The sequence below is a fragment of the Nocardia sp. NPDC047038 genome (assembly GCF_040644075.1).
Classification (GTDB): domain Bacteria; phylum Actinomycetota; class Actinomycetes; order Mycobacteriales; family Mycobacteriaceae; genus Nocardia; species Nocardia sichangensis.
This window is the reverse complement of sequence record NZ_JBEYVQ010000017.1, coordinates 57934-74427: the sequence shown is the minus strand read 5'-3', so window position 1 is coordinate 74427 and position 16494 is coordinate 57934. Positions and strand designations below refer to the sequence as shown.

At 71.1% G+C, this 16494-nt stretch carries 1 protein-coding gene; it reads left to right on the top strand.

Annotation, left to right across the window (positions count from 1 at the left end; translation table 11 throughout):
* Window positions 1-52 precede the first annotated feature (52 nt).
* Window positions 53-16480, top strand: coding sequence for an SDR family NAD(P)-dependent oxidoreductase (locus ABZ824_RS33620; RefSeq protein WP_356968194.1), 16428 nt, complete (start codon window positions 53-55; stop codon window positions 16478-16480).
* The last annotated feature ends 14 nt before the right edge of the window (window positions 16481-16494 follow it).

Below are 16494 nucleotides of genomic sequence, written 5' to 3'. Positions count from 1 at the left end.
CGCCGGGCGGGCGCGGCACGCGGCATCGAAGCGGCGAGACAGAGGAAATCCCATGGTCGAAGCGGCGAATGACATCGCTATCGTCGGAATGTCGTGCCGGCTGCCGGGCGCTTCCGACCTGGAGAAGTTCTGGCGGTTGCTGCGCGAGGGCCGCGATGCCGTCGGGCGGGCGCCCGCCGACCGGCCCGGTCTCGAGGAGACCGCGGGATTCCTCGACTCGGCCACCGAATTCGACGCCGGATTCTTCGGCGTCCCACCGAACGAGGCGAACGCCATCGACCCCCAGCAGTTGCTCGGGCTCGAGCTCAGCTGGGAGGCGTGGGAGGACGCCGGTCTCGGCGACGCGACGGGGGCGCGGGCCGGTGTGTTCCTCGGCTGCACCGGCACCGATTTCGCCGAAATCGTTGCCGCGCAGGGCAGCACCGGCGTCGGTCGGCATTCGCTGTGGGCCGTCGGACGAGGGGTCACCGCCAACCGGATCTCGAACTACTACGGGTTCACCGGGCCGAGCATGGTCGTCGACAGCGGGCAGTCCTCGTCCTTGGTCGCGGTGCACCTGGCCTGCGAATCGATCCGCGGCGGCGAATGCGAGGTGGCCGTGGCAGGCGGGCTGAATCTCATCCTGTCTCCGTTGAGCGGCGAACGGTACGAGCAGTTCGGCGCGCATTCGGCGTCGGGGAAATGCCACACCTTCGACGACCGGGCCGACGGTACCGTCCGCGGCGAAGGCGGCGGCATGATCGTGCTCGAGCCGGTGGAGCGTGCGATCGCCGCGGGACACCGGATCTACGCCGTGATCCGTGGCAGTGCCGTCAACAACGGCAACGAGCGGCAGGTATTGAGCGCCCCGAGCGGCGCTGCCCAGGCCGCCGTCATCCGGGCCGCGCTGACGGCGGCCCGGGTCGACGGCGCATCGGTGCAGTATGTGGAATTGCACGGCACCGGCACGCCCGCGGGCGACCCGGTGGAGGCGGCGGCGCTGGGCGAAATCTACGGCGCGGGCCGCCCGGCGGGCCGGCGGCTGGCCGTGGGTTCGGTCAAGACCAACATCGGGCATCTGGAAGGCGCCGCGGGAATCGCGGGATTGATCAAGACCGCACTGTGCCTGCGGCACGGACAGCTCGCGCCCAGTCTGAACTTCCGAAACCCCAATCCCCGTATCCCGCTGGACGAGTTGGGGCTGCGGGTGCAGACCAGCACGCAGCCGTGGACGGGCGACGCGCGTCGCCGGGCCGGTGTCTCGTCGTTCGGGATGGGGGGAACGAACGCGCACGTGATTCTCGAGGAGGCACCCGCGACGGCTGCCGTCGAGGTGACCGGCGAGACCCGCCCCGCGGTGTGGCTGCTGTCGGCCCGGAGCCGGGAAGCCTTGCGGGAGCAGGCTGTTCGTCTGCGGGAGTGGCTGGCGGAGCACCCGCGAGCCGGTACCGCCGAGGTGGCGTACTCGCTCGCCCACACCCGGACGCCGATGGAGTGGCGGGCAGCGGTGGTGGGGTCCGGCGCCGATCGGATGCGTGCCGGGCTCGCCGCCTTGGCCGACCCGGCACCCGACCTGGTCGCCGCTGATCCCACGGTGGTGTCCGGCCGGGCCGCGGCGCGCCGGGTGGTGTTCGTGTTCCCTGGCCAGGGCAGCCAGTGGGTGGGAATGGGCGCCGGACTGCTGGCGTCGGACGAGGTCTTCGCGGCGTCGATCGCGGAATGCGAGGCGGCGCTGGCGCCGTTCGTGGACTGGTCGCTGACCGACGCGCTGCGGGGGACGCCGGGAGCCGCCTCGCTGGATCGCGTGGACGTGGTGCAGCCGGTCCTGTTCGCGATGCTGGTATCGCTGGCAAGGCGGTGGCAGGCGGCCGGTGTGCGGCCGTCCGCGGTGGTGGGGCATTCGCAGGGCGAGATCGCGGCCGCGGTGGTGGCCGGTGGACTGTCGCTCGCGGACGGGGCGCGCGTGGTGGCCCTGCGGTCGCGCGCGGTCGCGGAACTGCTCGCGGGCTCGGGCGGTATGGCGTCGGTCGGCTTGCCGGGTGACGCGGTCGCCGACCGGCTGGCGGCCTTCGGCGGCCGATTGTCGGTCGCGGCGGTGAACGCGCCCGGCCAGACCGTGGTGTCCGGGGCGGCCGACGCGATCGAGCGGTTCCTGGCCGAGTGCGCGGCGGAAGGGATCTGGGCGAAACGTATTCCGGTGGACTACGCGTCGCATTCGGCGGCGGTGGAACGTATTCGCGACCGCGTGCTGGCCGACTTGGCGCCGATACAGCCGAAAGCCGGTGCGATTCCGTTCTTCTCGACGGTGACGGCCGAGTTCGTCGACACCTCCGGCCTGGACGCGGCGTACTGGTATCGCGGGTTGCGCGAGCAGGTGCGCTTCGCCGAGGCGATCGAGGCGTTGCTGCGCGCGGAGATGACGGCATTCGTGGAGACGAGTCCGCATCCGGTGGTCGCCTCGGCGATCGAACTGGTGGCCGAGGCGGTGGGCGCGACCGACCGAGTGGCGGTGTGCGGCACGCTCCGGCGTGGTCACGGGGGCCCGGAGGAGTTCGCCACGGCGTCGGCCCGGCTCTACTGCGCGGGTGTCGACGCGGTGGCGGCGGAATTGGCTCCGCCGGCCGCGCGAGTCGACCTGCCGGTCTACGCGTTCCAGCGCCGCCGGTGCTGGACGCCGGAGGTCGGCGCGGGCGCGGCGGATCTGCGCCGTGCCGGGCTGGTCGCGCCGGATCATCCGATACTGGGCGCTGAGGTGCCGGTGGCGGAGCGCGACGAATGGCTGTTCACCGGGCTTCTGTCCCCCGACACCCAGCACTGGCTGGCGGATCACCTCGTCTTCGGGGCTCCCGCGGTGCCCGCGGCGGTCTGGCTCGATGTCGCGTGGAGCGTGGGCGCTCGGGTGGATGCCGCGCGGGTCGAGGAACTGCGGATCGAGGCGTCGCTGCCCGCGAACACGCCGTGGACGATCCAGGTGCGCGTCGCGGCAGCCGACGGGAGTGGTCGGCGGACGTTCACCATCCACGCCCGGCCCGCCACCGGTGCCGCTGCGGAATGGTCTCGGTGCGCGCAGGGAGTGCTGGCCGGTGACCGCGACGAGACCCCCGCTCGGCCGGACGTCGAGTGGCCGCCCGCCGGAGCCGAACCGGTGGCCGCCGAGGAACTCTACGACCGGCTGGCAGGCCGCGGGCTCGGCTACGGTGTGGCATTCCAGGGCGTCACGGCGTCCTGGCTGCGCGGTCGCGACGCGTTCGCCGAGGTTTCGCTCGACGAGTCGGTCGGCGATCGAGGCCGGTTCGGCATCCATCCCGCGCTGCTCGATGCCATGGCGCACGCCGCGACGGATCTGCTCGCCCACGACGCACCCGACCGGACGCCGATGCCTCTGTCGTTCACCGGCGCTCAGCTGTATCGCTCCGGTATCGCCGCCGCCCAGGTGCGGATCGAGCGGGTCGATGCGGACACCGTGCGCGTGACGGCCGTCTCCGAGGACGGCGAGCCGGTTCTGGTGATCGGCTCGCTTCGGCTGCGCATGGTCGATCGGGTGATGGACGACTCCCCGGCGGCGGTGCCCGTGTCCGCGCCGACGCGCCGCAGGCGCGCCGCGGTAGAGGGTCCGCTCGCGCCGCGGCTGTTCGCCGTCCCCGAGCCGGAGCGCGACGCGCTCGTGCTGAACGTCGTCGCCGAACAGGCCGCCGCGGTACTCGGCTACGAGTCTCCCGAGGCCGTGCCCGCCGATCTGCCGTTCACCGCCTTCGGATTCGACTCGCTGAGCGGCGTCCAGTTGCGCGACCGGCTGGCCGCGGCCACCGGGCTGACGCTGCCCGCGACGCTGATGTTCGACCACCCCACGCCCACCGCGGTGGCGCGGCTGGTGCGCGCTCGGCTCGAAGGGACCGATCCCGCCGCGCCGCGTACCGTACGCCGCGCCCGATCCGACGAGCCGATCGCCATCGTCGGGATCGGCTGCCGCTTCCCGGGCGGTGTCGGATCGGCCGAGGACCTGTGGCGTCTGGTCGCCTCCGAAACCGACGCGATCACGCCGTTTCCCGAAGACCGGGGATGGGACCTGGAGCGGCTGTTCCATCCCGATCCGGACGAGCCGGGCACGGTCTACATCCGCGAAGGCGGATTCCTCTCCGGCGCGGCGGAATTCGACGCCGGGTTCTTCGGCATCGGGCCGCGGGAGGCGGCGGCGATGGATCCGCAGCAGCGGCTGATGCTGGAAGTCGCCTGGGAGGCGTTGGAAGACGCGGGCCTGGACCCCGCCGCGCTCCGCGGTACGGATGCCGGTGTGTACGTCGGTGCCTGCGCCTCCGGCTACGCCGACGGCGTGACCGGGGAGTACGAGGGTTTCCGGCTGACCGGGACGTCGCACAGCGTCATCTCCGGCCGCGTGGCCTACGCCTTCGGCCTGGAAGGTCCTGCGGTCACGATCGACACCGCGTGTTCCTCGTCGCTGGTCTCACTGCACCTGGCTTGTCAGGCGCTACGCCAGGGCGAGACCTCCCTGGCGCTGGCCGGTGGGGTGAGCATCTCGGCGAGTCCGGCGCTGTTCGTCGACTTCGCGCGTCAGCGGGGGTTGGCGGCGGACGCGCGGTGCAAGCCCTTCTCCGCCGCGGCCGACGGCGTGACCTGGTCCGAGGGCGTCGGCGTGCTGGTCGTCGAACGCCTCGCCGACGCCCGTCGCCTCGGGCACCGGGTCCTGGCGGTCGTGCGCGGTAGCGCGATCAACCAGGACGGTGCGAGCAATGGCCTGACCGCGCCGAACGGTCCGTCGCAGGAGCGGGTGATCGCGGCGGCGCTGGCCGACGCGGGGTTGCGGCCCGCCGATGTGGACGCGGTGGAGGCGCACGGAACCGGTACCGCGCTGGGCGATCCGATCGAAGCGCAGGCGCTCATCGCCGCCTACGGCGTCGAGCGAGCGGAACCGCTGCGCATCGGATCGGTGAAATCGAATATCGGTCACGCCGTCGCGGCCGCCGGTGTCGGTGGCGTGATCAAGATGGTGCAGGCGTTGCGGCACGAGATCCTGCCGAAGACAGTGCATCTCGATGCGCCGAGTCCGCACGTGGACTGGTCGGCGGGTTCGGTGCGGCTGCTGAGCGAGCCGGAGCCCTGGCCTGCTGGCGACCGGCCGCGTCGTGCCGGGGTGTCGTCGTTCGGTATGAGCGGGACGAACGCGCACTTGATTTTGGAAGAAGCGCCGCAGCAAGCAATTTCAACCGAAGTACCGACCGTCGCGGATAATCCGGGTGATGGTGTCCGGACGTGGACGGTGTCCGCGCGCACCCCGGAAGCATTGCGTGCGCAAGCGGTTCGGCTCACCGAATGGCTCACCGCGCAAGACGACGCGAACGTGGCGGATGTGGCGCACACACTGCTGCGGCACCGCGCGCAGCTGGAGTTTCGCGCCGCGGTGGTCGGGCGCGAACTCGGGGATCTGCGGTCCGGGCTCGCGAGTCTGGCCGAAGCCTCCGACAGCGATTCCGTGGTCACGGGCCGTGCCACGGCGCGGCGGGTGGCGTTCGTGTTCCCGGGTCAGGGCAGCCAATGGCCCGCGATGGGCGCCGAACTGCTCGCCACGCATCGAGTTTTCGCGGAGTCGATCGCGGACTGCGAGGCGGCGCTGGCGCCGTTCGTGGACTGGTCGCTGACCTCCGTCCTGCGTGGGGAGCCGGGCGCGGCATCGTTGGACCGGGTGGATGTGGTGCAGCCCGCGCTTTTCGCGGTGCTGGTGTCGCTGGCGCGAGTGTGGCGGGCGAGCGGTGTGGAGCCCGCTGCGGTGGTGGGGCATTCGCAGGGTGAGATCGCGGCGGCCGTGGTGGCGGGCGGGCTTTCGCTCGCCGACGGCGCGCGTGTGGTCGCCGTCCGGTCCCGGATCGTCGCGGAGGAACTGGCGGGCGCCGGTGGCATGGTGTCGGTCGGGCTGGCGGCAGAGGCGGTCGCGGACCGCTTGGCCGGGTTCGGGGACCGGTTGTCGGTGGCGGCGGTGAACGGGCCGGGGCAGACCGTGGTGTCGGGGGAGATCTCCGCCGTGGACGAATTCCTCGCGGCCTGCGCGGCCGACGGTGTGTGGGCGAAACGGATTCCGGTGGACTACGCGTCGCATTCGGTCGCGGTGGAAGCCATCCGCAAACGGGTCCTGACGGAGCTGGCTCCGGTCGCGCCGGTATCCGGTTCGGTGCCGTTCTTCTCGACCGTGTCCGCGGACTATGTCGACACCGCGACGCTGGACGCCGCCTACTGGTATCGCGGCCTGCGCGAGCCCGTCCGGTTCGCCGAGTCGGTCACAACGCTGCAGCGAGCGGGTGTGAACGCCTTCATCGAGGTCAGCCCGCACCCGGTTTTGACCTTAGGGATCGAGCTGGCGGCGGATGCCATCGGCATGTCCGGCCGCGTGGCCGTGCTGGGCACCCTGAGACGCGAACTCGGCGGGCCCGAACAACTCTCGCTCGCGCTGGCGCGCGCCCACTGTGCCGGTATCGGCCTGACCGCAGGGGCATTGGCGCCCGTCGCCACCCGGGTGGACTTGCCGCGGTACGCGTTCGAGCGCAAGCGGCACTGGCTGGCGCCTGGCGGTGTGCCGGATATTCGGCAGTCGGGTCTGGACGAGGCGGCGCATCCGTTGCTGGCGGCGATGGTCCGGCTGCCGGACAGCGACGAGGCGGTGTTCACCGGCCGGCTGTCGCGTTCGGCGTATCCGTGGCTGTCCGATCACGCTGTCGCGGGTGTGGCGTTGCTCCCCGGAACCGCCTTCGTGGAGCTCGTCCTGCACGTCGGCGCGGTGGTCGAGTGCACGCGGGTGTCGGAACTGGTGCTCGAGGCGCCCTTGGTGGTGCCGTCGTCGGGGACCGTCGAGCTACGGGCGGTGGCCGCCGCACCGGACGAGTCGGGCAGGCGCAGGGTGTCGGTGTACTCCCGGTCGGACGAGGCCGCATCCCGTATCGGGCACGATGCGGCCGACCGGAGCTCGGGCACGCCGTGGGTCCGGCACGCCGTCGCCACGATCACCGCCGAAGCGGATGCGGCCGAGGCGTCGGTCGTGGCCGTCCGCCCACCGGCCGCTGTGGCCGCGATCGATATTTCCGCTGTCTACGCGGAGTTGGCCGAGCGTGGCTACGAATACGGTCCGGTGTTCCAGGGACTGACCGCCCTGTGGCGCGGTGACGGCGAAGTCTTCGCCGAAGTGACACTGCCCGAGCCCGGCCGCGCCGGTGCCGCCGAATTCGGCGTACATCCGGCATTGCTGGACGCGGCGCTGCACGCGGTCCTGCTCGGCGGGCTCGTCTCCGACGTGCCGGATGGGACGGTCGCGGTGCCGTTCTCCTGGGAGAACGTCAGGCTGTACGCGACGGGAGCGACCACGCTGCGGGTCCACGCGTCCCTGTCCGGCTCCCCGTCCGCCGGACCGCGGATCGCGGTGACCCTCACCGATACCTCGGACCTGCCGGTGGCCGAGGTGGGCGCGTTGACCATGCGCCCGATCCCGGTCGAGGCGCTCGGACGGTCCCGGCCGCGCAGCGAGGGACTCGGCTACCGGGTGGAGTGGGTCGCGTCGTCCGCGCCGGAAGTCGCGGCCGCCGGGGTCTGGAGCGAAGCCGAAGACGGCGACACCGTGCGCGTCGAGGGACGGGTGGCGACGGTGATCCGGCTCGACGAGGCCGCGGGCGGCACTGTGCCGGAATCGGTACGGGATGTAGTGACCGCGGTGACCGCGCGGGTGCAGCGGCTGCTGGAGCGGGAGACGCCTATCGTCGTGGTGACCCGCCAGGCCGTGGCGGTGCATCCTGGTGAGTCGGTGGATCTGTCCGCGGGAGCGGCGTGGGGATTGCTGCGGACCGTCCAGAGCGAGCATCCGGATCGGATCCTGCTCGTCGACGTCGACGACTGGGCCGAATATCGGGGGAGCGTCGCGCTCGCGATGACCACGAGCACCGAACCCCAGTTCGCCGTCCGCCGTGGTGTCGCGCACGTTCCGCGCTTGCACCGGGCAGCGGGCGACGTCGGGAACGCGAGGGTGGCGACGCGGGCTTCGGCGTGGGCGCTGACCCACCACGGCAAAGGTGCCCTGACCGGCGACAACCTGACGCTGACCGAGACGCCGGACGCGTCGCGGCCGCTCGGCCCCGGCGAGGTCCGGGTGGCGCTGCGGGCGGTCGGTCTCAATTTCCGCGACGCCTTGATCGCCTTGGGCATGTACCCCGATCCGGGCGCTGTGCTGGGTGTGGAGGGCGCCGGTGTGGTGGTCGAGGTCGGTTCCGAAGTGCCGAATCTCGTGCCGGGCGAACGTGTTTTCGGGTTCTTGACCGGTGTGGGGTCGGTCGTGGTGGCGGACTGCCGGTTGTTGGTGCCGATTCCCGCGGGGTGGTCGTTCGCGGAGGCGGCGGCCGTACCCGCGGTGTTCGCGACGGCGTTCTACGGATTGGTGGATATCGCGGGGACACGCGGTGGAGAGACGGTGTTGGTGCATGCGGCGACGGGCGGGGTGGGGTTGGCTGCGGTGCAGTTGGGGCGGTGGTTGGGTGCGCGGTTGGTGGTGACGGCGAGTCGTCCGAAGTGGGATGTGCTGCGGGGGTTGGGTTTCGGTGACGAGGAGATCGGTGATTCACGGTCGCTCGATTTCGAGGGGAAGTTCCGTGCGGGGCTGGGTGGTGTGGATGTGGTGTTGGACTCGTTGGCGGGTGAGTTCGTGGACGCCTCGTTGCGGTTGCTGGGGCCCGGTGGCCGGTTCGTGGAGATGGGGTTGCTGGATCGGCGTGATCCCGAGCAGGTGGCCGCCGAACACCCCGGGGTGCGGTACGACAGTTTCGTCCTGCTGGAGGTGGCGCCGGAACGGCTGCGGGAGATCCTGACAACGGTTGTGCAGCTGTTCGAGGCCGGGATCTTGACGCCGTCCCCGCTCACCGCATGGGATCTGCGGCAGGCGCCGGAGGCGTTGCGGTTGATGAGTCAGGCTCGGCATATCGGCAAGAACGTGCTGACGGTGCCCGCGCCGTTGCGGCCTGAGGGGACGGTGTTGATCACCGGTGGTACCGGTGGGTTGGGTGCGTTGGCGGCTCGGCATCTGGTCACCGAGTACGGGGTGCGCAGGCTGGTGCTGGCGAGCAGACGCGGCCCGGAAACGCCCGGTGCGGCCGAACTCCGCGACGAACTCGACGCTCTGGGTGCGCACGTGGAGGTCGTCGCCTGTGACGCGGCGGACCGGGACGCACTCGAGACGACGCTCGCGGCGATCCCGTCCGAGCATCCCCTGACCGGCGTCGTCCACGCCGCGGGTGTGCTGGCCGACGGCCTGTTCACCGGCTTGACGGCAGAGCGGATCGCGGAGGTGTTGCGGCCGAAGGTGGATGCGGCGTGGAATCTGCACGAGGCGACGCGGCATCTGGATTTGTCGATGTTCGTGTTGTATTCGTCGGTCGCGGGTGTGATCGGTAATGCGGGGCAGGCGAATTACGCGGCGGCGAATGTGTTCCTGGACGCGCTGGCGCAGCATCGGCGGGTGAACGGCCTGGCGGCGACGTCGATCGCGTGGGGACTGTGGAGTCGCAGCACCGGTATGACGGGCGCGTTGGGTGATGCCGATATCGCCCGTTTGCGGCGGGAGGGTTTCCCGCCGTTGGGCGAGCGCGAGGGGATGGCCCTGTTCGACGCGGCACTCGCGGGCGGCGCGTCGTCGTTCGTGGCTGTCCGCGTCGACCGTGACGCACTGGCGGAAACCAAATCCCGTGCCCTGACAAGCGATTTGGTGCGACCGTCCCGCCGCCGGGTCGCCGGTGCGGTGGCGCAGCGGCCGGAACTGGCCACGCGGCTGGCGGGTCGCTCGGCTGCCGAACAGGACCGCATCGTCCTCGATCTCATCCGCGCCCAGGCGGCGGCGGTGCTGGGACATACGAGCGCCGAGTCGATCCCGGCGGACAAACCGTTCCGCGACATCGGCTTCGACTCACTCGGTGTCATGGAATTCCGCAACAGACTGTCCGAAGCCACCGGTCTGCAACTGCCGTCGACGCTGGTCTTCGACCACCCGACCGCCACAGCTATAGCGAAGCTGGTGCGCTCTCTGGCGGTGCCGACCGCCGCCGAGCAACCCGCCGAACAGGCGTCCCGCCGGGACCGCGCGGTCGACGAACCGATCGCCATCGTGGGCATGAGCTGCCGCTTCCCCGGCGGGGTCACCTCACCGGAGAGTCTCTGGGACCTGCTGGCCGCTGGCGTGGACGCCAGCGGAGACTTTCCCACCGACCGCGGCTGGGATCTCGAGCGACTGTTCGACGCCGACCCGGACAAACCGGGTACCTCCTACACCCGCCGCGGCGGATTCCTCGCGGACGCCGGTGATTTCGACGCCGGTTTCTTCGGCATCGGTCCCAGGGAGGCGTCCGCCATGGACCCCCAGCAGCGCTTGCTGCTGGAAGCGACCTGGGAGGCGCTCGAGAATGCCGGTGTCGACCCGGTCGCGTTGCGTGGCAGCGATACCGGCGTCTTCGCCGGAGCGTGCTCGTCCGGCTACGGCGACCGGGTCACCGGAGAACTGGAGGGCTACCGCCTCACCGGCACCACGCACAGCGTGATCTCCGGCCGGGTGGCCTACGTCTTCGGTTTCGAAGGCCCGGCCGTCACCGTGGACACCGCGTGCTCCTCGTCGCTGGTCGCCCTGCATCAGGCCACCCGCGCCCTGCGCGACGGAGAGACCTCGCTGGCACTGGCCAGCGGTGTGACGGTCGCGGCCGATCCGTATCTCTACGTCGACTTCGCCCGCCAGCGCGGCCTGGCGCCCGATGGACGCTGCAAATCGTTCTCCGCCGACGCCGACGGCGTCGGATTCGCCGAGGGCGTGGGGGTGCTCGTGCTCGAACGGCTGTCCGATGCCCAGCGCCTCGGGCACACCGTGCTCGCTCTCGTGCGCGGTAGCGCGATCAACCAGGACGGTGCGAGCAATGGCCTGACCGCGCCGAACGGTCCGTCGCAGGAGCGGGTGATCGCGGCGGCGCTGGCCGACGCGGGGTTGACGCCCGCGGATGTCGACGCGGTGGAGGCGCACGGAACCGGGACGACGTTGGGCGATCCGATCGAGGCCCGGGCCCTGATCAATGCCTACGGGCGCGACCGCGCCGGTCGCCCGCTGCTCATCGGGTCGGTGAAATCCAATCTCGGCCACACCATCGCCGCCGCGGGCGTGGGTGGCGTGATCAAGATGGTGCAGGCGCTGCGGCACGAAACCCTGCCGAAGACACTGCACGCGGACGAGCCGAGCCCGCATGTGGACTGGTCGGCGGGCGCCGTGCGACTGCTGACCGAGGCAGAGGCGTGGCCCACCGGGGACCGGGTCCGCCGGGCGGGCGTGTCGTCCTTCGGCGTCAGCGGCACCAACGCGCACGTCATTCTGGAAGAGGCGCCCGCGGCGGGGCTGTCACCGATCGTGCCCGCTCCCGGGCCACGCATCGAGACGGTTGTGCCCTGGCTGGTGTCGGCCGAATCCGAGTCGGGCCTGCGGTCGCAGGCCGAGCGGCTACGGCAGTGGTCGATCCGCCACCCCGACGCCACACCATGGGACACCGCCCACGCGCTGCTCACCACCCGTGCGCAACTGCCGTGGCGCGGCGCTGTCGTCGGACGCGACCGGGACGAACTGCAGGCCGGGCTGGCCGAATTGGCCGCGGGCAGCCCGGGCGCGTTCGCGGCGAAGACGAATGGGGCGGGCCGGACGGCGTTCCTGTTCACCGGGCAGGGCGCTCAACGCGCCGGGATGGGCGCCGGTCTGTACGCGGCGTTCGGCGTGTTCGCCACGGCCTTCGACGAGATCTGCGCCCATATCGATCCGCTGCTCGGCCGGTCGCTGCGGGAGCTGGTCTTCGACCCGGACGGCGCCGGTCTGCTGGAGCGGACCGAGTTCACCCAGCCCGCCCTGTTCGCGTTCGAGGTGGCGCTGTTCCGGCTGCTGGAATCGTTCGGCGTCGTTCCGGACGTGCTCATCGGACATTCGATCGGCGAACTGACCGCCGCGTATCTCGCCGGGGTGTGGTCACTGCCGGACGCGTGCGCGCTGGTGGTGGCGCGTGGGCGGTTGATGGGCGCATTGCCCGGCGGCGGCGCGATGCTGGCCGCGGCGATCCCCGAAGAACAGGCGGTGGATCTGCTCGAGGAGTTCGCCGGTGAGGTTTCGCTGGCCGCGGTGAACGGTCCGGGAGCGGTGGTGTTCTCCGGCGCGGCCGCCGCGATCGACGCGATCGCCGACCGGCTGGCCACGGCGAACGCGCGGACTTCACGGCTGCGGGTGAGCCATGCGTTCCATTCGGCGGCGATGGAACCGATGCTGGACGAATTCCGCCGGGTGGCCCGAGGCTTGACCTACCACCGGCCGTCCCTGCCGATCGTGTCGAATGTGTCGGGCGCCCTGATCGACGCCGAACCGACCGACCCGGACTACTGGGTCGCCCAGGTGCGCGGGTGCGTCCGGTTCGCACCGGGCATCGCCACCCTGATCGACGACGGCGTCCGGCGGTTCGTCGAGGTCGGCCCGGATGCCGTGCTGGCCGCCATGGTTCGGCAGTGTCTGGCCGAAAAGCCCGACGCGGAAGCGGAATCGATCGTGATCGCGGCCGCTCGGCGCTCGACCGACGAGCCGGACCAACTCGTGACCGCGCTGGCGCAGGCCACCGCCGGAGGAGTGCCGGTGGACTGGACGCCGCTGTTCGCAGGCCGCGCGGTCGAGCGGGTAGCACTGCCGACCTACGCGTTCGAGCATCGGCGGTACTGGTTGCCACCGGCCCGGGTGTCGGATGTCTCGCGCTCGGGACTGGACGACGCGGGTCATCCACTGCTGGGCGCTCTGGTGCGGTTGCCGGATTCGCCGTCCGTCGTGTTCACCGGGCGATTGTCCGGAGCGGATCATCCGTGGCTGGCCGATCACGCGGTCGGCGGGGCTGTCGTGTTCCCCGGCGCCGCCTTCGTCGAACTCGTCTTGCACGTGGGCGCGGCAGTGGACTGTCCCGCGGTGTCGGAGCTGGTGATCGAGGCGCCCTTGCCGGTGCCCGCGGCGGGTGCCGTCGAATTGCGGGTGGTCGCCGGTGGGCCGGATGAATCCGGTGCACGGGCGGTCACGGTGTATTCGCGGTCGCGGGACGGCGAGGAGCCCGGTGCCGACTCTGCCGAGTGGGTACGTCACGTGACCGCGACGGTGGCCGCGCGAGCGGATGGCCCGTCAGCCGCGTCGGTGGCGACGAGCTGGCCACCGGCAGGCTCGACCGCGCGTGAACTCACCGGCGCGTATGCGGATCTGGCCGAGCTCGGCTACGAGTACGGCCCCGCGTTCCGGGGGCTTTCCGCGCTGTGGCGCGGCGACGGTGAGGTCTTCGCCGAGGTCGTGCTGCCCGAGTCCGCTCGATCGCAGATCGGCGGGTACGGAGTGCATCCGGCGCTGCTGGACGCGGCGCTGCACTCCGTCCTGCTCGGTGGGCTGGCCGAATCGGAGCACGGTGCGGTGGCCGTGCCGCACTCGTGGGAGAACGTCAGGTTGTACGCGGCCGGAGCGACCACGGTGCGAGTCCATGCCGCCGTATCCGCCGTAGCGGCGGGAGAAACCCGAATCGCGGTGACGCTCAGCGACGTCTCGGGGCGGCCCGTGGCCGTGATCGGTGCGTTGAGTCTGCGCAGGCTCTCGGCCGATGTGTTCGCGTCGGTGCGCCGCCGCGCCTCCGGCTACGGCATCGACTGGATCGCACTGCCCGCCGTCGAGCCGAGCGTGACCGCGGCCTGGGACGTCGCAGGTGATCTCGAGACCGTGCAGGTCGCGGGCGCGGACGCGACGGTGGTCCGGCTCGAAACCGAGGCCGAGAAGGGTGACCTGCCCGCGATTGTGCGAGCGGTGGTGACCGCGACGACGGGCCGCGTACGAGAGCTGCTGGAACGAGACGGTCGGGTCGTGGTGGTGACCCGGCGGGCGGCGCCGGTCCATGCCGGTGAGTCCGTCGACCCGGCCGCGGGAGCGGCGTGGGGAATGCTGCGCACCGCCCAGAGCGAGCACCCGGAGCGGATCCTGCTCGTCGACGTCGACGACTGGGCCGATTACCGGGAGAGCGTCGTCCTGGCGCTGACGCTGAACGCCGAACCGCAACTCGCCGTCCGCGGCGGCATTCCGCACGCACCGCGTCTCCACCGTGCCGGGCGCGCGGAGGACGCCCGCCTGCGTGGCGCGGAGCTATTGGCCGCCGGGACTTCCGACCACCGGGAATGGTCGTTCGCGCCGACCGGGAAAGGCACCCTGACCGCGGACAATTTCGGCCTGCGCGTACTTCGGGACGCCTGGGAGCCACTGGCTCCGGGGCAGGTGCGGGTGCGCACGATGGCGGTGGGCCTGAACTTCCGGGACGTACTCGTCTCGCTCGGCACCTACCCCGATCCGGACGCTGCGCTGGGTGTGGAGGGCGCCGGTGTGGTGGTCGAGGTGGGTTCCGACGTGACGAACCTCGTGCCGGGAGATCGAGTCTTCGGGTTCCTGCCGGGTGTGAGGTCGGTGGTGGCGGTTGATCGCCGATTGGTGGTGCGGATGCCTGCGGAGTGGTCGTTCGCGGAGGCGGCGGCGGTGCCTGCCGTGTTCGTGACGGCGTTTTATGGGTTGGTGGATGTGGCGGGGGTGCGGCCTGGGGAGCGGGTGTTGGTGCATGCGGCGACGGGTGGGGTGGGGTTGGCTGCGGTGCAGTTGGGGCGGTGGTTGGGTGCGCGGTTGGTGGTGACGGCGAGTCGTCCGAAGTGGGGTGTGTTGCGGGGGTTGGGTTTCGGTGAGGGGGAGATCGGTGATTCGCGGTCGCTCGATTTCGAGGGGAAGTTCCGTGCGGGGCTGGGTGGTGTGGATGTGGTGTTGGATTCGTTGGCGGGTGAGTTCGTGGACGCGGGGTTGCGGTTGTTGGGGCCGGGTGGCCGGTTCGTGGAGATGGGGATGCTGGATCGGCGTGATCCGGCACAGGTAGCCACCGAACATCCCGGAGTCGCCTACACCGGTTTCATGCTCATGGACGTGGCGCCCGACCGGCTCCACGAGATCTTGACCCGCATCGTCGATCTGTTCGAGGCGGGTGTCCTCACTGCGTCTCCACTCACCGCATGGGACATCCGGGATGTGCCCGAGGCATTGCGATTCATGAGTCAGGCGCGGCATATCGGCAAGAACGTGCTGACGGTGCCCGCGCCGTTGCGGCCTGAGGGGACGGTGTTGATCACCGGTGGTACCGGTGGGTTGGGTGCGTTGGCGGCTCGGCATCTGGTCACCGAGTACGGGGTGCGCAGGCTGGTGCTGGCGAGCAGACGCGGCCCGGATACACCGGGTGCGGGGGAGTTGCGCGACGAGCTCGTCGCTCTCGGCGCGCACGTGGACGTGGTCGCTTGCGATGCGGCGGACCGGGATTCGTTGGATGCGGTACTGGCGGCGATCCCGCCGGATCATCGGTTGACCGGTGTCGTGCACGCGGCCGGGGTGCTGGCCGACGCGCTGCTGGAGAACATGACGGCGGAGCGGATCGCGGAGGTGTTGCGGCCGAAGGTGGATGCGGCGTGGAATCTGCACGAGGCGACGCGGCATCTGGATTTGTCGATGTTCGTGTTGTATTCGTCGGTCGCGGGTGTGATCGGTAATGCGGGGCAGGCGAATTACGCGGCGGCGAATGTGTTCCTGGACGCGCTGGCGCAGCATCGGCGGGTGAACGGCCTGGCGGCGACGTCGATCGCGTGGGGGCCGTGGCAGCAGAGCACCGGCATGACGCGGACACTCGCTGACGCCGACTTCGCCCGTTTGCGGCGGGAGGGTTTCCCGCCGTTGGGCGAGCGCGAAGGGATGGCGCTGTTCGACGCCGCGCTGTCCGGTAGCAGGGCCGCGTTCGTGGCGGCCCGCATCGACCGGTCCGCGCTCACGGAGAGCGCCGATCACGACCCGCGGCCGATCATGCGCGACCTGGTCGGACCCGACCGGCGCCGAGCCGAGACCGTGGTGGGTGGATCGCCGCAACCGGTGAACCGCCTTGCGGGCCTGTCGACCGCCGAGCAGGACCGGGTCGTCCTCGATCTGATCCGCGCCGAAGCCGCGGCGGTTCTCGGGAGCGACGCCGAGACCATCGCCGCCGACAAACCCTTCAGCGACATCGGATTCGACTCACTCGGTGTCATGGAATTCCGCAACCGGTTGAAATCGGCCGCAGGCGTCCAGGTGCCCGCGACGGCGATGTTCGACTACCCGACTCCGAGGGACCTGGCGGGCTATCTCCGCCGGGAGATCGCTCCGGTGGAGGACCCGGCGAAACGGCTCGCCGCCGAAGTCGAAGCCCTGGCCCACAGTCTGGCCTCCGCCGAACTCTCCGCCGCCGACCGGTCGTCCCTGGCGACCACATTGTCCGCCCTGCTGCGTGAACTCGAAGGCAGGGACGCCGGCGCCGCCGATCCGGGCGGCGACGCCGACCACCTGGACACCGCGGACGATCACGAACTCTTCGAGTTCATCGACAACCTCAGCTGACCTCGCACGATCAG